Consider the following 17,341-nt stretch of genomic DNA (forward strand, 5'->3'; position numbering starts at 1 on the left):
CCCGGTCAGTCCCGCTTCGGCCCGGTCTGCTGCACGACCTCGAACGACCACACCGTCGAGCCCGTGGCCGCCGGCTTCGGCCGCTCCCCGCCCGCCGCGCCGCCGCCACCCTGGTGAGCGGCCTTCATCGGCCCCTCCATCCACGCCTGGAAGTCCTCCTCCGACCGCCACCGCGTGTACACGAGGTACTGGTCCGTCCCCTCGACGGGCCGCAGCAGCTCGAACCACTCGAACCCGTCCGAACCCTCCACGGCCCCCGCCCGCGAGGCGAAGCGCTGCTCCAGCACCTCCCGCTGCTCGGCGGGGACGGTCAGCGCGTTGATCTTCACGATGCTCATGCCCGACATCCTAGGTATCTCGCGGGAGATATCGTCCTCCCAGGTAATGGAGTGGTGCATCAAGCGCGGCAGCCAGGCGAAGTCAAGGTTGCGTTCAACAGGGCGGGAGGCCGGCGAGGCGTGGCTAACGCGGCGGAGCACAGCGGGGCGAACGGACATGCCGGAGTCATAGGCGGTAACGGCAGGCTCGGAGCCGTTCGCCTTCTCCTGTGGGCGCTCGCGGGCGTCCTCGCCCTCAGACAGGCCGCCGCGGTGCTCCGCGTGCCGCCCGGCGAGTGGCTCACCGAGTTCCACCTCCCGGGCAGCCCCGGCAGCCTGCTCGGCTCGCTCTACGACGGCGGCCAGTTCACCGGCACACCCTTCTCCGGGTTGGTCCTCAAGCCGCTGGCCGGCCTCGCCGCCCCCTCGCTGGAAGTGGCCTGGACCTCGGTCACGCTGCTGTTCGTCGCCGCCGTCGGGCTCGTCGCCGCGCGCGGACTGCCCGACCCCGTGCCGCGCCGCACCGCGCTGCTCGCCGCGCCCGTGCTGGTCGCCCTGATGATGGTCTCGCTGCCCGTACGCGAGGCGGCCTCGCCCGGCCAGACCGCCGTCCTGCCCGTCCTGCCCGTGCTGCTGGTCCTCCTGGCCGTCTTCCGGGTCCCCGGCGACCGCGCGGCGGGCTTCCTCGTGGGCCTCGCCGCCGCGCTCCAGCCGGCGCTGCTGCTCTTCGCCCCGCTGCTGTGGCTGGCCGGACGCCGCCCCACCGCGCGGGCCGCCGCCGCGACCTTCGCCGGAGCCACCGTGCTCGCCTGGGCGGCCCTGCCCCGCGACTCCTGGACGTACTGGATCCAGCACCTCGCGGGCACCGGCCTCGGCGGCGCCCCCGACAGCCTCGCCAACCAGTCCGTGCACGGCGCGCTGCTGCGCCTCGGGCTCACCGGACCCGGCGAGATCCTGCTCTACGTCGCCCTCGCGGCCGCAATCGTCTGGACCGGCCTGCGCCGCGCGGCGCGCTACGCCCGCGACGGGCAGCTGCTGCTCGCGGTCGCCATCACCGGCTGTGTGGCCGTCGCCGTGTCGCCGACCGGCTGGCGCCACCAGATGCTGTGGGTGCTGCTCGCGGTGGCCGGCAAGGTGGGCAAGCGGGCCGCCGACCGGCCCGTGTGGCCGGTGGCCGTCGTCCTCGCCCTGACCCTGCCCAGCAGTGTGCTGCTGCCGAACCTGGCCGCGCTGGCCCCCGTACGCGACAACGTGCTGCTGCTGGCCGCACTCGCCGCGGCCTGCGCGGTGCCGTTCCTGCCGCGCTCCTCCGCGTACTGGCGCGAGCCCGTCCCGACCGCGTACGGCCGGCCCGCCGCCGCCCGCTGGTCGCGCGTGCCGCTGCTGCCGCTCTGGCGGCGCGTGCTGTCGCGCCCCAACCTGCTACTGGAACTGCTGCTGATACGGGTCGGGTACTCGCTCTACTCCCACATCCGCGCCGCCGCGCCCACCAGCCGCGGCCTTGCCGAAGGGCACGCCGGCCAGATCCTCGCGATCGAACGGGCGCTGGGCATCGACATCGAGTACGCCGTCAACCACGCCGTGGTGAACACCCCCTGGCTGGAGGCGTTCTTCAACTTCTACTACACGTCGTTCCACTTCGTGGTGCCGCTGACGATCCTCGCGCTGCTGTACTGGCGCCGCCCCGCCGACTACCGCTGGGCCCGCGCCTCCCTCGGCCTGGCCACCGTCCTCGCGCTCATAGGGTTCTGGCTCTACCCGCTCGCGCCGCCGCGCCTGATGCCCGGTCTCGGCTTCGTCGACACCGTGCACGGCGTGCAGGACCTGGCCAATCCGCAGTACGGGGCCATGACCGCGATCTCCAACCAGTACGCGGCGATGCCGTCGCTGCACTTCGGCTGGTCGCTGTGGTGCGGGATCGTGGTCGTCGTCCTCGCGCCGAAGGGCTGGCAGAAGGCGCTCGGCGTGCTGCACCCGCTGATCACGGTGTGCGCGATCGTCGCCACCGCCAACCACTGGGTGCTCGACGCGGTCGGCGGCGCGCTCGTCGTCGGCGCCGGGTTCGGGCTGGTCTACGTACTCTCCGGGCCCCGGGGGGCCGCGCTGCCGGCCGGGGTCGGGGTGCCGAGGCCGCGGGTGCCGGAGCGGGTGGGCGCGGCCGCCGGGGAACGCGCGCGGGCCTGACGCCCGGCCGGGGCCCGGCCGGGGCCCCGCCCGGGCCCTGCCGAAGGCATGGCGAACGCGCGTAGGGGTGCCGGGCGGGCTGGACCCGCTCCGGCACCCCTACGGTGGATCGCCGCGTCCTGTCAGGATCCGCCCGGTGCGGCCATCGCGCCACTCGGCGGCACGCCGCCGCGCGCCGGCCTGCCGGCGGCGGCTGGAGCTTCGCCCCCGGCGGGGCGTGAGCGACCGGCGGAGCAGCGCCCGTACAGCGGCGGCGAGCGGCGCCCGTGCCAGCGCCTGTACAGCGGCGGCGAGCGGCGCCCGTGCCAGCGCCCGTACAGCGGCGGCGAGCAGCACCCGTACGACGGCCCGACCACCGCCCGTACGACGGCCGGCGACCAGCGGACGGCAGGGGCCGGGGCGTGGGTGGAGGGGCCCCTGCCGTCCTGGACCACGGGTCAGCCGTGGCTGACCCGGAGCTCCTTGATGCCGTTGAGCCAGGCCGCCCGCAGCCGCCGCGGGGCCTCGTCGGCCAGCCGCAGGTCCGGCAGCGCGTCGGCCAGCGCGTTGAAGATCAGGTCGATCTCCATGATGGCCAGCGACTTGCCGAGGCAGAAGTGCGGCCCGCCGCCGCCGAAGCCCAGGTGCGGGTTCGGGTCGCGGGTGATGTCGAAGACGTCCGGGTTCTCGAAGACCTCGGGGTCGTGATTGGCGGAGGAGTAGAACAGCCCCACCCGGTCGCCCGCCTTGATCTTCTGCCCGCCCAGCTCGGTGTCCTGGGTGGCGGTGCGCTGGAAGGACACGATCGGGCTGGCCCAGCGCACGATCTCCTCCGCCGCCGTCGAGGGACGGGTGCGCTTGTACAGCTCCCACTGTTCGGGGTGGGTGAGGAAGGCGTGCATGCCGTGGCTGATGGCGTTGCGCGTGGTCTCGTTGCCCGCGACCGCCAGCAGCAGCACGAAGAAGCCGAACTCGTCCGAGCCGAGGTTGCCCTGCCCCTCGGCCGCCACCAGCTGCGTGACGATGTCCTTGGCCGGGCACTCCTTGCGCTCGGCGGACAGGTTCATCGCGTAGCCGATGAGCTCCATGGCCGCCTCGGAGCCGGCCTCCTCGGTGATCGCGTACTCGGGGTCGTCGTAGGCGATCATCTTGTTCGACCAGTCGAAGATCTTGGCGCGGTCCTTCTGCGGTACGCCGATCAGTTCGGCGATGGCCTGGAGCGGGAGCTCGCAGGCGACCTGCGTGACGAAGTCGAAACTGCCGTCGCCCGAGACCGCCAGCGCCTCGGTGACGATCTTCCGGGCCCGGTCGCGCAGCGCCTGCTCCAGTCCGCGGATCGCCCGCGGCGTGAATCCGCGCTGCACGATCTGGCGTACGCGGGTGTGTTCCGGCGGATCCATGTTCAGCATGATCAGACGCTGGGCATCTATCTGCTCGCGCTGGATGTGTGCGTTGAAGCGGATGATCGCCGTGTTCGTCGTCGAGGAGAACAACTCGGGGTGCGTCGAGACGTACTTGACGTCCGCGTGCCGGGTGACGGCCCAGTAGCCCTCGTCGTCGAATCCGGTGACGCCCCGGCGCTGCGGGCACCACCACACGGGTGCGGTCTGCCGCAGCCGCGCGAACTCCGGGAGGGGGACCCGGTCTTGGAGGAGGTCGGGGTCGGTGGCGTCGAAGCCTTCGGGCAGCGCGGGGCAGGGGGGCATCGGGGCAACTCCAAAGTCTGACGGACCATCAGAAGTTGGCTTGAAGGTAGTAACGAGTTCTAGAAGTGACAAGGGTCCTCGCGCCAACTGTTGCGTGTGGAATCCGTGTAGGCCGCGTAAGCCGCGTGCAAGACCCTTGCGTGCCGGGGCCCCAGGTCATAAGACTGCGGGGAGAAGTAGAACGCGTACTAGTTCGGGCGGGGGCGCCAGGACGACCCGCCCCGCCGGCACTGCGCAGGAGAGGACGAGCTCATGGCCGCGGAACCCGTCATCGTCGAAGCCGTACGCACCCCCATCGGTAAGCGCGGGGGCTCGCTCGCCAACCTCCATCCCGCCTACCTCCTCGGCGAGACCTACCGCGAGCTGCTCGCCCGTACCGGAATCCAGCCGGACTGCGTCGAGCAGATCGTGGGAGGCACGGTCACCCACGCCGGCGAGCAGTCGATGAACCCCGCCCGCAACGCCTGGCTCGCCATGGGCCTGCCCTACGAGACCGCCGCGACCACCGTGGACTGCCAGTGCGGCAGCTCGCAGCAGGCCAACCACATGGTCGCCAACATGATCTCCGGCGGGGTCATGGACATCGGCATCGCCTGCGGGGTCGAGGCCATGAGCCGGGTCCCGCTCGGCTCCGGCTCCAAGCACGGCCCGGGGAAGCCCTTCCCGGACGAGTGGAACGTCGATCTCCCGAACCAGTTCGAGGCCGCCGAGCGGATCGCCCGGCGCCGGGGCCTGACCCGCGAGGACGTCGACAGGCTGGGGGTGCTGTCCCAGGAGCGGGCCGCCACCGCCTGGGCCGAGGAGCGGTTCAAGCGCGAGACGTTCGCCGTTCAGGTGCCGACCACCGAGGCGGAGCAGGCCGCCGGCCAGGGCATGTGGCGCCTGGTCGACCGGGACGAGGGCCTGCGCGACACCTCGATGGAGGGCCTGGCCCGGCTCAAGCCGGTCATGCCGACCGCCGTGCACACCGCCGGGAACTCCTCGCAGATATCCGACGGGGCCGCGGCCGTGATGTGGGCCTCCCGCAAGATGGCCCGCGCGCTGAAACTCAAGCCGCGCGCCCGGATCGTCGCCCAGACGCTGGTGGGCGCCGACCCGCACTACCACCTCGACGGGCCGATCGACGCGACGCGGGCCGTGCTCGGCAAGGCCGGCATGTCCCTCAGGGACATCGACCTCGTCGAGATCAACGAGGCTTTCGCCTCGGTCGTCCTCAGCTGGGCCCAGGTCTTCGAGCAGGACCTGGAGAAGGTCAACGTCAACGGCGGCGGCATCGCGCTCGGCCACCCCGTCGGCGCGACCGGCGCCCGCCTGATCACCACCGCGCTGCACGAGCTGGAGCGGCGCGACAAGGAATTCGCGCTGATCACCATGTGTGCGGGTGGAGCGCTGGCGACCGGCACCATCATCCAGCGGCTGTAGGGAGCTGGCGAGCCGCTGAAGCCGCTGAAGCCGCTGTTCCGGTGCGTTCGAAGACCCTGTGGGATGGGAAGCCGAAGGCCCCGGTGGCCGACCTGGGGAGGTCGGCCACCGGGGCCTTCGCATGCGTGCTGAGGTGCGCTGCGCCGTGGGGGCGGGGGCGCTCCGGCGTCTGCTTACCGCTGGTGGCTTAGTACCAGTGGTTGGCCTGCCAGAAGTTCCAGGCGCCGACCGGGCTGCCGTAGCGCTCGTTCATGTAGTCCAGGCCCCACTTGATCTGGGTGGCCGGGTTGGTCTTCCAGTCCGAGCCCGCGGAGGACATCTTGGACGCGGGCAGGGCCTGGACCAGGCCGTAGGCGCCGGAGGAGGCGTTCGTGGCGGTGTGGTCCCAGCCGCTCTCGTGAGAGATGATCTTGTCGAAGGCTGCGAACTGGGCCGGGTCCTTGATCATCTGCTGAGCGATCGCCTTCGCACCCGTCGGGGCGGCCTGCGCGGGAACCGCGGCAAGCATGGAACCGGCGACGCCCAGGGCGAGGACGGTGCCCGCGAGGGTCTTCTTCGAAGCGGCGATGCGGCGGATGACTGCGTTGGACACGGAAAACCTTTCACAGGGAACAAGGACCGTCGCGGGCATGCCGAAGACATGCGTGAGCCACTCACGCGGAGGAGAGGGGTTCGTCGGGCGGGGGGGTGAAGCACCCCTGCCGCCGTGGCGACATCACCAGTTAGACAGGCCGCCGAGCGTCTGGCAACGAGCCCTCCTACTAGTGGGGGTCGCAGCCGGGGTCCCGCCGCGCCTCGGCGGTGCCGCCGGCGTTGGTGCAGGTGGGACGCGGGTTGCGGGGGGTGGGAACGGGGCGTTTGAGGTCTACGGTCCTGGGTCGTATGTGACCTGGGTCCTATGGGACGCCTCACTGGGAGGCGCCCCGGATGTCACGTTCCGTTGCCGTTCATACCCCTTTTGGGTGTGTGTCCTGGGCCACTCTCACCCCTGAATCGAAGGAAACGGGGGCGTCGAACGCCGCTTTCCGAGTCGCCCGCCGCAGCGCCTTCAGCACAGTGGCGCCCAGCGCGAGGGTCAGTACGACGGTCAGCGCCGCCCGGCCCAGGTCCCAGCCCACCGAGGTCGCCAGGCAGTACGCGAGGAAGCGCGCGAGATTCGCCGGAACCGGGTCCCCCGGATGGAAGGAGACCCCCTGGCCCATGCCCTGCAGCAGCACCCAGCCCTGGAGGTTCATGACCGTGCCGTACGCGAAGGAGCCGAGGAACCCGTACGCCGCGAGCATCGCCAGTTCGGCCCGGCCGCGGATCCGGTCGGGGCCGGGCAGCAGCCCCGCACCCAGCGAGAACCAGCCCATGGCCAGCATCTGGAACGGCATCCACGGGCCGACCCCGCCGGTCAGCAGAGCGGAGGCGAACATCGTGACGGAGCCGAGGACGAAGCCGAAGCCGGGTCCGAGGACGCGACCGCTGAGCACCATCAGGAAGAACATGGGCTCCAGGCCGGCGGTCCCGGCGCCGAGGGGTCTGAGGGCGGCGCCGACGGCGGCGAGCACGCCGAGCATCGCCACCGCCTTCGCGTCCATGCCGTCGTCCGCGATGGTGGCGACGACGACGGCGACGAGGAGGGGGAGCAGCGCCGCGAAGAGCCAGGGGGCGTCCTGGGAGTGGGCGAGGCCGGACTGGCGGTCGGCGAGGAGGGGCCAGCCGAAGGCGGCGATGCCGATGAGGGTGACGAGGACGAGGGCGGCGGCGGCGCGGGGGCCGATACGGATGGGGCGGGTGGGGCGGGTACGGCGGGTGGGCCGGGTACGGCGGGTGGCGTGGGTGGCGTGGGTGGGGGTCATGGGGTTGCCCCGTCGGGGGTGGTGGCGGTGGCGGTGGCGGTCAGGGCGTGTGCGACCTGGGACACCGTGAGCCAGTGGCCCGGCGCCAGGATCTTGGCCACCTGGGGTGCGAAGGCGGGTGAGGACACCACGACCTCGGCGGTCGGACCGTCGGCGACGATCTCGCCGCCGGCCAGGATGACGACGCGGTGGGCCAGCTCCGCGGCGAGCTCCACGTCGTGGGTCGCGAGGACGATCGCGTGTCCGTCGGCGGCGAGAGCGCGCAGGATCTCGATCAGGCGGGCCTTGGCGGCGTAGTCCAGGCCGCGGGTGGGCTCGTCGAGGAGAAGGAGGGCGGGGCGGCCGGTGAGGACCAGGGCGAGGGCGAGGGCCAGGCGCTGGCCTTCGGAGAGGTCGCGGGGGTGGGTGTCGTCGGGGACGTCGGGGAGCAGGGCGCTGACGAGGGCCCGGCAGGTCCCCGGCGCCTGACCGGCGTCGGAGTCGGCGGCGGCGCATTCGGCGGCGACCGTGTCGGCGTAGAGGAGGTCGCGGGGCTCCTGGGGGACGAGGCCGACGCGGCGGATCATTTCGGGGGGCGGGGTGCGGTGGGGGGTGCGGCCGCCGACGGTCACCTGGCCGGTGGTGGGCTCGACCGTGCCGACGAGGGTGTTGAGCAGGGTGGACTTGCCGGCGCCGTTGCGGCCCATGAGGGCGATGGTTTCGCCGGGGGTGACGGTGAGGTCGATGCCGTGCAGCACCTCGGCGCGGGCGCGGCGGACCGAGAGGTTGGTGACCTCGGCCGCTGTCGCTGCCGCTGTGGACTGGGCGGGGGTGGGCTTGCGGCGGAGCCGCTTCCAGACACTGGGCCGGGGGGTGGCGGTGCCGCTGCGCGGAGCCGCTTCCCCACCCCGCCCCTTCCCGGCGAACCGAATATGCGGCTCCGCCGCGTGGGGGGCTCCGCCCCCGGACCCCCGCGCCTCAAACGCCGGCGAGGCTGAATGGGCCGGCGGGGCTGGATGGGCCGGCGGGGCTGGGTTTGGCACGGCCGTCGGCGTCCGGGGTGCGAGGGTGGAGCGGAGGGGGGTGGCGCGGCGGCGGGCGTCGCGGACTGAGAGGGGGAGCGGGGACCAGCCCGCGAGGCGGCCCAGGGCGACCACCGGGGGATGGACCGGGGAGAGGGCCATGATCTCCGCCGGAGTCCCGAGCACCGGCGCCGCGCCCGGGGCGGGGAGGAGCAGGACCTGGTCCGCGTACTGGACCACGCGCTCCAGGCGGTGTTCCGCCATCAGCACCGTCGTGCCGAGATCGTGGACCAGCCGCTGGAGGACCGCCAGGACCTCCTCCGCCGCCGCCGGGTCCAGCGCCGAGGTGGGTTCGTCCAGTACCAGCACCCGGGGGTGCGGGGTGAGGACGGAGCCGATCGCCACACGCTGCTGCTGGCCCCCGGAGAGGGTGGCGATGGGGCGGTCGCGGAGTTCGTTCAGGCCCAGGAGATCCAGGGTCTCCTCGACCCGGCGGCGCATGACGGCCGGGGCCAGGCCGAGGGATTCCATGCCGTACGCCAACTCGTCCTCGACCACGTCCGTCACGAAGTGCGCGAGCGGGTCCTGGCCGACGGTGCCGACCACGTCCGCGAGCTCGCGCGGCCTGTGGGTGCGCGTGTCGCGGCCCGCCACCGTGACCCGGCCCCGGAGGGTGCCCCCGGTGAAATGCGGGACCAGGCCCGAGACCGCCCCGAGCAGAGTGGACTTGCCGACGCCCGAGGGGCCGACCAGGAGCGTCAGCTCGCCCTCCGGGAGGACGAAGTCCGCGGCGCGGAGGGAGGGGGCCGGGGCGCCGTCGTAGGTCACCGAGACCTGCTCGAAGCGGATCACTGCGACGTCTCCTTGGGCGGTGTGGGTGGTGTGGGCGGTACGGGTGCCGCCGGCGGTGCGGGTGCCACGAAGGCGGGGAGCAGGCCGATGAGGATCGCGGCGGCGGGCCACAGCGGCAGCCCGGGGGCCACCAGCGGCACCACGCCGGGCCGCAGCCCCTCCGGGTCTACCGTGCCCGCGTAGATCAGCAGGGCCGCGACGGCCGCTCCCGACCCGGAGACGAGCCAGGCGCGCGGGCCCCAGCGGTCGGGCCGGTAGCGGGTGCGGATGCTGCGGGCGCCGCCGAGGCGCAGGCCCGCGAGGGCCAGGACGAGGCCGATGGCGAGCACCGGAAGGCCGTACGCGGCGCCCTCGGCGGCCAGCAGGCCGTACGTGCCGGCGCACATGCCGAGGAGACCGCCGAGGGTGAGGACGTTGGTGGTGTGCCGGACGGCGGGCGGGACCCGCGCGGTCCGGCCGTAGCCGCGGGCGTCCATCGAGGCGGCGACGGCGACGGAGCGTTCGAGGGCGCCCTCCAGGACCGGGAGGCCGATCTGGAGGATGGCCTTCACCCCGCCGGTGGGGCGGCCGCGCAGCCGGCGGGCGGTGCGCAGGCGGACCACGTCCGCGACCATGTTCGGCGCGAAGGTCATGGCGACGACCACCGCGACGCCCGCCTCGTAGAGGGCCGCCGGGAGCGATTTGAGGAGCCGGGCCGGGTTGGCGAGGGCGTTGGCGGCGCCGACGCAGATGAGGAGGGCGGCCAGCTTGGCGCCGTCGTAGAAGGCGAAGACCAGCTGCTCGGCGGTGACCCGGCCGCCGAACCGGACCCCCTGCGCCCAGGCGGGCAGCGGGACCTCGGGGAGGGTGAAGAGGGTGTGCGAGCCGGGGATGGGGGAGCCGAGCAGCGCGGAGAAGACGAGGCGCAGGCCGATCACGACGAGGCCGAGCCGGATGAAGGCGCCGTACGAACGCGCCCAGGGGGCGTCGGTGCGGCGGGCGGCGACCACGTATCCGGCGACGCCGATGATCAGGCCGAGGAGGAGGGGGTTGGTGGTGCGGGAGGCGGCCGTCGCGAGGCCCAGGGCCCAGAGCCACCAGGCACCGGCGTGCAGGGCGTTGCCGCGGCGGGCCTCGGGGGCGGTGCGTTTTTTGTACGTCGACCGGTGCGGGCGATCCGTCGCCCCGGCGGGGCCTCCCCCGGCCGGGGCCGCGACGTCGGCCGCGGGCCGGTGGGTGGCGTGCCGGCTCGCCTGGCCGGCGGTTACCGGGTCGGCCGGGCCGGGGTTCGTGGCGGCGGCCGGGTTCGTCGGGCTTGGCGCGTCCGTAGGTGCCGGGCTGGCACCGCCGGTGCATGTCCGGTTCGCCGGGGGGCGGGGGGACTCGGGGGGCGGGGTCATCGGGTGTGGCGGCGGCGGGATTGCCAGACTGCGGCCGTGGCCAGGGCGGCTACCGCCGCGATGCCGGCCAGCAGGCCCGCCGATGGGCCGCCGTCACCGCTCGGCGCGGCCGAAGGCTGGGGCTCCGCGTCCGCGAGCGGTTCGCCGCAGCCCTGCTTCGGGTACCCCGAGATCGCGCACAGCAGCGCCGCGCTGTTGTAGCGCAGCGGCTTCGCCACCTCCGCCAGCGCCTCGGCCACCGTGGCGTCCGGGCCGACCTGGGCGCAGGCCGTGCGCGCGGTGTCCTGCGGCGGGGTCTCGCCGCCCGGGGCGTCCGAGGCGGTACCGAAGTCGATGACCACGGCCACCCGCTTCCTGCCCTCCGCAGCCGGGGTCGCGGCGCAGATCGCCCCGAAGTCGGCCTCGGCGCGCGGCCGCGCCCCCTCGTCCCCGGCGTCCTTGCTCACCGCGAAGCGGAAACCCCAGGCCGAGCCGTCGGCCGGGCGGGCCATCGAGGGGCCGAGCGAGGCGTACGCCCACTGGCCCCCCGAGCCGTCCCAGAACGACCAGTAGCGGTAGGTCGAGGCCGATGCCGGGGTGGCCGCCACCACGGTGAGCAGGATTCCGAACGCCAGGATCAGAGGGGTCAGCCGGCGCATCAGGGCTGGTTCTTCTTCCGGCGGCCGCTCAGCAGGATGCCGATGCCGATGCCGGCCGCAGCGCCCGCGCCGATGATCCACCAGATGCCCTGGCCGGAGCCGTCGTCCCTCATCACGATCCCCTCGCCCGTCGCCTTCGGCGACGGGCTCGCCTGCGGGGCCGGGCCCGTCGCGTTCAGCGCGGCGACTAGGTCGGTGCCGCCGAAGGACTTCGGGTCGGCGCCCGTCGCGTGCGCCGTGAGGATCAGGGTGCCGAGGGCCGCCGGGTTGCCCTTGGACCACTCCGCCGAGTTGGCCTTCAGCCACTCCAGCGCGCTCGCCGCCGACTGCTTGTGCCCGGCCGCCGCCAGGGCGATCACCGCGTCGGCGGTGTTGCCGGTGTCCGGGGTCGGCTGGTCCGCGCCCGGGGTGACGGCGGTGAGGTGGCTGTTCTTCTTGAGCGCCTCCGCCAGGTAGCCGACCGCGCCCTGAGCCGCCGCCGTCACGTCGCCGGCGCCCGCCGGGCAGACCAGCGCGGCGGCGGGGGTGTCCGTAGCGGACGGCGAGACGACCGCGCCCTTGCCGAGGGCGGCCAGCGCCGCGGCGGCCGTCGCGTCCGCGTTGGCCGGCAGCTTGCCGTCCGCCGCTTGGTACCCGAAGGCGCCGCGGTCGCCGGCCGGCTCGGCGGAACAGCCCAGCTGGAATTTGAGCAGGCCCTCGTACGCGGACGTGCCCGCCTTCGACTTCACGTCGGCCGGCTTCTCGCCCGCCACGGCCAGCGCGCTGATGACCAGGGAGGTGGAGCTGCCCTCGCTCGGGGAGCCGGGGTTGTAGCTCCAGCCGCCGTCCTCGTTCTGGACGGACTTCAGCCAGTCGGCGCTCTTCTTCACCGCCGCGTCCTGACCGCCCAGCGCCTTGAGCGCCTGCACGGCCATCGCGGTGGCGTTGGTGTCGAGCATCGTCGTCGCGTCGCACGCCTTCGCCGCGTCGGCGCGGAAGGATGCGAAGCCGCCGTCGGCGCACTGCTGGCCCACGAGCCAGTCGACGGCCTCCTTGGCGGGCCTGACGCCGACCGTGCGCTGCGCGAGCAGGGCGAAGGACTGCCGCCACACACCGTCGTACGTCGGGTCGTTCTTGCCGTAGAGGCCGGAGGGTATGACCGGGGCCGGCGAGGGGGAGGGCGCGGCGAGGGCCGCGGGCGCGGCGACCGCACAGAGCACGGCGGAGGCGGCGAGCGCGGCTGCGCTGCGGCGAACGTTCATGGCGGGGCGGGTGCCTCTCGTGCAGGGGAGCGGGAGACAGGCACGCGCGGGTACCGGGCTCCGGCCCCGTTTACCTCGACGGTGCCGGCCGCCGGAGGACCCGGCGGCACGAGCCGCGCACTTCGGTACGGGGCGATCCGGCTCCCCGGCCGCCTGGGTGCGGGGCCGGGTCACGGTTGCGGGTCAGCGCCGGATTCCCACCGGCTTCCCCCGTACGGAGTGTGGACGACGCGCTCACTGTACCGGCCCGTAGCTCACGGGCCGGGGGCGGCGTCCGGCCCCCACGCCCTGTGCAGCGCCTGCATCGCCCCACTTACAGCGCCCCCTTACACCGCCCCTTACAGCGCCCGGTACGTCACCGGGTCGCTGCCCGGGACCGCCTCCGCCCGGCCCTGTTTCACCAGCCGCCGCAGGTGGGCTTCCGCTTCCGAGACGGCGATGTTGCGGGAGCCGTACGGGATCTGCTCCCAGGGCCGGTTCCACTCCATCCGCTCCGCCAGTCCCCACGGGGTCAGCGGCTCGGCCAGCAGCTCCCACAGCCCGGTCAGCCGTTCCTCGTGGTGCCCCAGCAGCTCGCGGACCCGGGCCGGGGCGTCGGTGAAGGCGTGCTGGTGCGCGGGGAGCACCTCCGCCGGGCGGAGGCGGCCCACGCGTTCGAGGGAGTCGAGGTAGTCGCCGAGGGGGTCGGTGACGCGGGTGACCCCGTTTTCGTCCGGGGCCTCGTACAGGCCGATGTGCGGGGAGATCCCGGGCAGCAGGTGGTCCCCGGAGAAGAGCCGGCCGTTGCCGGGCAGGTCCGCCGGGTGCTTCTCCTCCAGGTGCAGGCAGACGTGGCCGGGGGTATGGCCCGGGGTCCAGATCGCGCGGAGCCGGCGCCCGGCGAGGGGGAGCAGCTCGCCGGGGACGATCTCCCGGTCGGGGACGGCGGGCCGCAGGCCGGGGAGCGTTCTCGTGCGGCCGCTCGCGCGGGCGGCGCGCAGGGGTGCGATGTGGGCTTCCGGGGCTCCGGCGGCGGCCAGTTTTCCGCTCATGTAGTCGAACCAGACGCCGGGTTCCGCGGAGCGGGTCCGTACGACGACCTCGGTGTCGGCGGCGTGCATGGCGATCCAGGCGCCGGAGGCCTCCCGGACCTGGCCGGACAGGCCGTGGTGGTCGGGGTGGTGGTGGGTGATGACGACGCCGTGGACGTCGGCGATCCCGATCCCGAGGACGCCGAGGCCGGCGACGAGGGTGTCCCACGAGGCGGGGTCGTCCCAGCCGGTGTCGATGAGGACCGGACCGCTTTCGGTGTCGAGGACGTGGACGAGGGTGTGTCCGAGCGGGTTGTCGGGGATGGGGACCTTGATGCCCCACACGCCTCCGCCGTGGTCGGTGACGTGCGGCGTGTCTTCCGGCGTGTCCTCTGACCTGTCCTCCGGCATGAGGGCCCCCTGTCTGCGCGCGCGAACGAGAACTTGTTCCAGTAGTAGCCCAAGTCGACCATCTATCGGGCCTTCTGGCTAGTCACCGGATCTTCCGCGCTGTTCCGTCCGAGCCGTGGACTCCTGGAACTAGAACTGGTATCAGTTCTGAGGCATCGTCAGGATCGTCAGGGTCATTCGGGTATCCGCACAGGCCGCAGGAGGCATCAGCCATGACCGAGCTCGTGGAACACGGACAGCTGTTCATCGGCGGGGAGTGGACGGATCCGCTGGGCACCGACACCATCCAGGTCGTCTCCCCCCACACCGAGCAGGTCATCGGCAGCGTCCCGCACGCCTCGAAGGGCGATGTCGACCGCGCCGTCGCCGTCGCGCGCAAGGCCTTCGACGAGGGGCCCTGGCCCCGGATGTCCCTGGACGAGCGGATCGCCGTCGTCACCCGGATCAAGGACGCCATCGCCGTCCGCCACGAGGAGATCGCCCGTTCGATCAGCTCCCAGAACGGGTCCCCGTACTCCTGGAGCGTCCTCGCCCAGGCGCTCGGCCCGATGATGGTCTACGACGCCGCGATCACGGTCGCGCGCGCCTACCCGTACGAGGAGTACCGCCAGGGAGTGCTCGGGCCGATCCTGGTCCGCCGGGAGCCGGTGGGCGTGGTCGCCGCCGTCATCCCGTGGAACGTCCCGCAGTTCGTGGCCGCCGCCAAGCTGGCGCCCGCGCTGCTGTCCGGGTCGGCGGTGATCCTCAAGCCGTCCCCGGAGTCCCCGCTGGACTCGTACATCCTGGCCGACATCGCCACGGAGGCCGGGCTGCCGGAGGGCGTGCTGTCGATCCTGCCCGCCGACCGGGAGGTCAGCGAGTACCTGGTCGGCCACCCCGGCATCGACAAGGTCGCCTTCACCGGCTCGGTCGCGGCCGGCCGGCGCGTGATGGAGGTCGCCGCGCGCAACCTGACCCGCGTCACCCTGGAACTCGGCGGCAAATCGGCGGCGGTGATCCTGCCGGACGCCGACCTGGAGGCGACCATCGCCGGGATCGTTCCGGCGGCCTGGATGAACAACGGGCAGGCGTGCGTGGCCCAGACCCGGGTGCTCGCGCCGCGCAGCCGGTACGAGGAGGTCGCCGAGGCCCTCGCGGCGGCGGCCGGCGCCCTGGTCGTCGGCGACCCGCTGGACCCGGCGACGCAGCTCGGGCCGCTGGTGGCGAAGCGGCAGCGGCAGCGGTCGCTGGACTACATCCGGATCGGGCAGGAGGAGGGCGCGAAGGTCCTCACCGGCGGCAGCCGCCCGGCGGGCCTGGAACGGGGCTGGTACGTCGAGCCCACACTCTTCGGCGACGTGGACAACTCGATGCGGATCGCCCGCGAGGAGATCTTCGGGCCGGTCGTGTGCCTGATCCCGTACGGGGACGAGGCGGAGGCGGTACGGGTCGCGAACGACTCGGAGTTCGGGCTGAGCGGCAGCGTCTGGACCGGGGACGTGGAGCACGGCGTCGATTTCGCCCGGCGGGTCCGCACGGGCACGTTCAACGTGAACACCTTCAGCCTGGACATGCTCGGGCCGTTCGGCGGCTACAAGAACAGCGGTGTCGGGCGCGAGTTCGGGCCGGAGGGGCTGAGCGAGTACCTGGAGCACAAGATGATCCACCTCCCGGCGGGGTACCAGGCGCCCGAGGCGGGTGCGTGATGGGTGACCGGTGGCAGGTGGAGGTGGACCGGGGGGTCTGCATCGGCTCGGGCATGTGCGTGAACCTCGCCCCGGCCGGCTTCACCCTGGACACGGCGCGGCAGTCGCACCCGTCGGTCCCGGAGACGGACGCGAACGAACCGGTCCTCACGGCGGCGGAGGGCTGCCCGGTGGAGGCCATCACGATCACCCTCCTGAGCACCGGCGAACCGGTGTTCCCTCCGGAGGAGTGAGAGGGTGTTCCCTCCGGAGGCGTGAGAGCGACCCCACCCGGGCAAGAATTCGCCGGGCGAGCCCCCCAACGAAACGGTCCCGTCGTTCGTGTCATCACATGAGGGGGTCGAAGCCGAATGGCGAAGAAGTGGTCACTACTGCTCACCGAGCTGGTCCAGGTCCGTGGCTCCGCCTTGAACCGCTACGGCTTCCTGCTGAGCGGGGACCGGGCGGAGGCCGCCGACCTCGTCCAGGAAGCCCTGGTCAGGGTCTTCGCGCAGCCTCGTGCGTCCTGGGACATGGGGGCCGCCGAGGCCTACGTGCGGCGCACCATGCTGAACTACTTCCTCGATCAGCACCGTCGGCGCGCCCGGTTCGTGACGGCGACGCCGCGGCTGGCCCAGCCGACGGCGGTGGCGGAACACAGCGAGGGAGTGGGGCTGCGGATCGACCTCCTCGCCGCCCTGAAGGGGCTGTCGCCGCGGCAACGCGCCTGTGTGGTCCTGCGCTACTACGAAGACTGCACCGTGCCCGCCATCGCGAGCCAGCTGAGCTGCAGCGAAGGCACGGTCAAAGGCCACCTCAGCGACGCGCTGGCCCGGCTGGGCGCGGCCCTCGACACGCCGCGCACCGAGGTTGAGGGAGACACGAGGTCATGATGGGACCGGAAGACCTTCGCGAGCAGTTGTCCGCGACGGCGGAACTCGCCGGAACGCCGAACATCGACACCGACCGGGTGGCGGGTAGAGTGCGCCGGCGCCGGACGGCTCGCTTCACGGTCCAGGGAGGCGCGGTTCTGGCGCTGGCGGCCGCGGGCACTTTCGGCGTCCTGCAGTGGAACGGGGGTCCTTCGCGGGCCGTCGACGCCGCCGGATCCGGATCCGGATCCGGGGCGGGCACCGGCGCCGTGAGCGCTTCCCCCTCGACGGGCACGTCCGGCGCTCCGGCACCCGGCCCGTACGTGTGCGGCCAGCGCCCCGACCTGTCCGGAGCGGCCTCGACGCGCGACGGTCTGACCCTGGAGCTCGGCTCCGTCCGGCGGACGAGCGATCAGGCCGGCCCCGAGATCGCGGTGTCACTCCGTTCCGAGACGCGGCGCACCGTCGTCTCCACCCCGCCGGCGAGCATCGAGGTGCTCTACCTCAAGGACGGCGTCATCCGGGGCGGGGGGCCGATGCTCAACCCGCCCGGTGACCTCTCGCCCCAGGGCGTCGACATGGCCGGGCATCCCGTCGACCTCGAACCGGGACGCCCGGACGTCCAGCGACTGGGCGAGCGCAACGCGCTCTGCCCGTCGTCGTCGTGGTCCGAGGTGTGGAGCGACCCAGCGGGCTACGAGGTGGTCGTCGTGCTGCGGCAGCCGGTCGAGACCCCTGCCGCACAGCCCGCGCCGGACCCCGCGCCACTGCTCGTGGTGCGCGCTCCGCTCTCCCGCTGAGGCGGCTCCCCCGAGCCCGGG

15 protein-coding genes and 1 riboswitch are annotated in these 17,341 nt (G+C 73.3%); of the genes, 6 read left to right on the forward strand and 9 right to left on the reverse strand.

What is annotated here, in order from left to right; genetic code table 11:
• Positions 1-5: 5 nt before the first annotated feature.
• Positions 6-338: an antibiotic biosynthesis monooxygenase gene (locus MTF65_RS09370; RefSeq protein WP_243628005.1), complete on the reverse strand. Its 333-nt coding sequence runs from the start codon at positions 336-338 to the stop codon at positions 6-8.
• A gap of 120 nt (positions 339-458) precedes the next feature.
• Here MTF65_RS09370 and MTF65_RS09375 point away from each other — a divergent pair, with 120 nt between their 5' ends.
• Positions 459-2,501 (forward strand): bifunctional glycosyltransferase 87/phosphatase PAP2 family protein, encoded by a 2,043-nt coding sequence (locus MTF65_RS09375; RefSeq protein ID WP_243628006.1) that lies wholly within the window; start codon positions 459-461, stop codon positions 2,499-2,501.
• 437 nt (positions 2,502-2,938) lie between these two features.
• Here the strand turns inward: MTF65_RS09375 and MTF65_RS30485 are convergent, their stop codons facing one another.
• On the reverse strand, positions 2,939-4,186 hold the full coding sequence (locus tag MTF65_RS30485; protein WP_374207189.1) for a cytochrome P450: 1,248 nt from the start codon (positions 4,184-4,186) through the stop codon (positions 2,939-2,941).
• Positions 4,187-4,438: 252 nt separating this feature from the next.
• On the opposite strand from MTF65_RS30485, the gene MTF65_RS09385 reads away from it, so the two are divergent.
• Positions 4,439-5,608: a steroid 3-ketoacyl-CoA thiolase gene (locus MTF65_RS09385; protein ID WP_243628007.1), complete on the forward strand. Its 1,170-nt coding sequence runs from the start codon at positions 4,439-4,441 to the stop codon at positions 5,606-5,608.
• A 187-nt stretch (positions 5,609-5,795) separates the two neighbouring features.
• Here MTF65_RS09385 and MTF65_RS09390 read toward each other — a convergent pair whose 3' ends face one another.
• From MTF65_RS09390 to MTF65_RS09420, 7 genes are all read right to left on the reverse strand, one after another.
• The gene (locus MTF65_RS09390) at positions 5,796-6,239 is read right to left on the reverse strand and encodes a transglycosylase SLT domain-containing protein (protein WP_243626623.1); all 444 of its coding nucleotides are present in this window, start codon (positions 6,237-6,239) and stop codon (positions 5,796-5,798) included.
• 316 nt (positions 6,240-6,555) lie between these two features.
• Positions 6,556-7,452, reverse strand: coding sequence for an ECF transporter S component (locus MTF65_RS09395; RefSeq protein ID WP_243628008.1), 897 nt, complete (start codon positions 7,450-7,452; stop codon positions 6,556-6,558).
• On the reverse strand, positions 7,449-9,305 hold the full coding sequence (locus MTF65_RS09400) for an ABC transporter ATP-binding protein (protein ID WP_243628010.1): 1,857 nt from the start codon (positions 9,303-9,305) through the stop codon (positions 7,449-7,451). Before MTF65_RS09400 ends, MTF65_RS09395 begins: the two co-directional genes overlap by 4 nt.
• Complete coding sequence (locus MTF65_RS09405; RefSeq protein ID WP_243628011.1) at positions 9,302-10,684, reverse strand: energy-coupling factor transporter transmembrane component T; 1,383 nt, start codon at positions 10,682-10,684, stop codon at positions 9,302-9,304. The genes MTF65_RS09400 and MTF65_RS09405 overlap by 4 nt, the downstream gene beginning before the upstream one ends.
• Positions 10,681-11,322 (reverse strand): SCO2322 family protein, encoded by a 642-nt coding sequence (locus tag MTF65_RS09410; RefSeq protein WP_243628012.1) that lies wholly within the window; start codon positions 11,320-11,322, stop codon positions 10,681-10,683. Before MTF65_RS09410 ends, MTF65_RS09405 begins: the two co-directional genes overlap by 4 nt.
• Positions 11,322-12,563, reverse strand: coding sequence for a prenyltransferase/squalene oxidase repeat-containing protein (locus MTF65_RS09415; RefSeq protein ID WP_243628013.1), 1,242 nt, complete (start codon positions 12,561-12,563; stop codon positions 11,322-11,324). Before MTF65_RS09415 ends, MTF65_RS09410 begins: the two co-directional genes overlap by 1 nt.
• Positions 12,564-12,693: 130 nt before the next feature.
• A riboswitch (cobalamin riboswitch) is annotated at positions 12,694-12,778 on the reverse strand.
• Positions 12,779-12,901: 123 nt separating this feature from the next.
• On the reverse strand, positions 12,902-13,984 hold the full coding sequence (locus MTF65_RS09420; protein ID WP_243628014.1) for an MBL fold metallo-hydrolase: 1,083 nt from the start codon (positions 13,982-13,984) through the stop codon (positions 12,902-12,904).
• Positions 13,985-14,196: 212 nt separating this feature from the next.
• Between MTF65_RS09420 and MTF65_RS09425 the strand changes: the two genes are divergently transcribed.
• The 4 genes from MTF65_RS09425 (at position 14,197) to MTF65_RS09440 (ending at position 17,320) form a co-directional block, all read left to right on the forward strand.
• Positions 14,197-15,669 carry an aldehyde dehydrogenase gene (locus tag MTF65_RS09425; RefSeq protein ID WP_243628015.1) on the forward strand — a complete coding sequence of 491 codons (1,473 nt, stop codon included), beginning with the start codon at positions 14,197-14,199 and terminating at the stop codon, positions 15,667-15,669.
• The gene (locus tag MTF65_RS09430) at positions 15,669-15,902 is read left to right on the forward strand and encodes a ferredoxin (protein ID WP_243628016.1); all 234 of its coding nucleotides are present in this window, start codon (positions 15,669-15,671) and stop codon (positions 15,900-15,902) included. Before MTF65_RS09425 ends, MTF65_RS09430 begins: the two co-directional genes overlap by 1 nt.
• 117 nt (positions 15,903-16,019) lie before the next feature.
• Complete coding sequence (locus tag MTF65_RS09435) at positions 16,020-16,541, forward strand: SigE family RNA polymerase sigma factor (protein ID WP_243628018.1); 522 nt, start codon at positions 16,020-16,022, stop codon at positions 16,539-16,541.
• Entirely contained in the window at positions 16,538-17,320 is a 783-nt protein-coding gene (locus tag MTF65_RS09440; RefSeq protein WP_243628019.1) for a hypothetical protein, read from the forward strand. Before MTF65_RS09435 ends, MTF65_RS09440 begins: the two co-directional genes overlap by 4 nt.
• The last annotated feature ends 21 nt before the right edge of the window (positions 17,321-17,341 follow it).

Source organism: Streptomyces sp. APSN-46.1 (genome assembly GCF_022815725.1).
Lineage (GTDB): Bacteria > Actinomycetota > Actinomycetes > Streptomycetales > Streptomycetaceae > Streptomyces.

Excerpts from the sequence above, each read along its gene's own strand:
- MTF65_RS09410 (WP_243628012.1), bottom strand. The coding sequence starts at position 11,322 with ATGCGCCGGCTGACCCCTCTGATCCTGGCGTTCGGAATCCTGCTCACC.
- MTF65_RS09395 (WP_243628008.1), bottom strand. The coding sequence starts at position 7,452 with ATGACCCCCACCCACGCCACCCACGCCACCCGCCGTACCCGGCCCACC.
- MTF65_RS09420 (WP_243628014.1), bottom strand. The coding sequence starts at position 13,984 with ATGCCGGAGGACAGGTCAGAGGACACGCCGGAAGACACGCCGCACGTC.
- MTF65_RS09405 (WP_243628011.1), bottom strand. The coding sequence starts at position 10,684 with ATGACCCCGCCCCCCGAGTCCCCCCGCCCCCCGGCGAACCGGACATGC.
- MTF65_RS09415 (WP_243628013.1), bottom strand. The coding sequence starts at position 12,563 with ATGAACGTTCGCCGCAGCGCAGCCGCGCTCGCCGCCTCCGCCGTGCTC.
- MTF65_RS09435 (WP_243628018.1), top strand. The coding sequence starts at position 16,020 with ATGGCGAAGAAGTGGTCACTACTGCTCACCGAGCTGGTCCAGGTCCGT.
- MTF65_RS09440 (WP_243628019.1), top strand. The coding sequence starts at position 16,538 with ATGATGGGACCGGAAGACCTTCGCGAGCAGTTGTCCGCGACGGCGGAA.
- MTF65_RS09390 (WP_243626623.1), bottom strand. The coding sequence starts at position 6,239 with ATGCCCGCGACGGTCCTTGTTCCCTGTGAAAGGTTTTCCGTGTCCAAC.
- MTF65_RS09370 (WP_243628005.1), bottom strand. The coding sequence starts at position 338 with ATGAGCATCGTGAAGATCAACGCGCTGACCGTCCCCGCCGAGCAGCGG.
- MTF65_RS09385 (WP_243628007.1), top strand. The coding sequence starts at position 4,439 with ATGGCCGCGGAACCCGTCATCGTCGAAGCCGTACGCACCCCCATCGGT.
- MTF65_RS09425 (WP_243628015.1), top strand. The coding sequence starts at position 14,197 with ATGACCGAGCTCGTGGAACACGGACAGCTGTTCATCGGCGGGGAGTGG.
- MTF65_RS09430 (WP_243628016.1), top strand. The coding sequence starts at position 15,669 with ATGGGTGACCGGTGGCAGGTGGAGGTGGACCGGGGGGTCTGCATCGGC.
- MTF65_RS30485 (WP_374207189.1), bottom strand. The coding sequence starts at position 4,186 with ATGCCCCCCTGCCCCGCGCTGCCCGAAGGCTTCGACGCCACCGACCCC.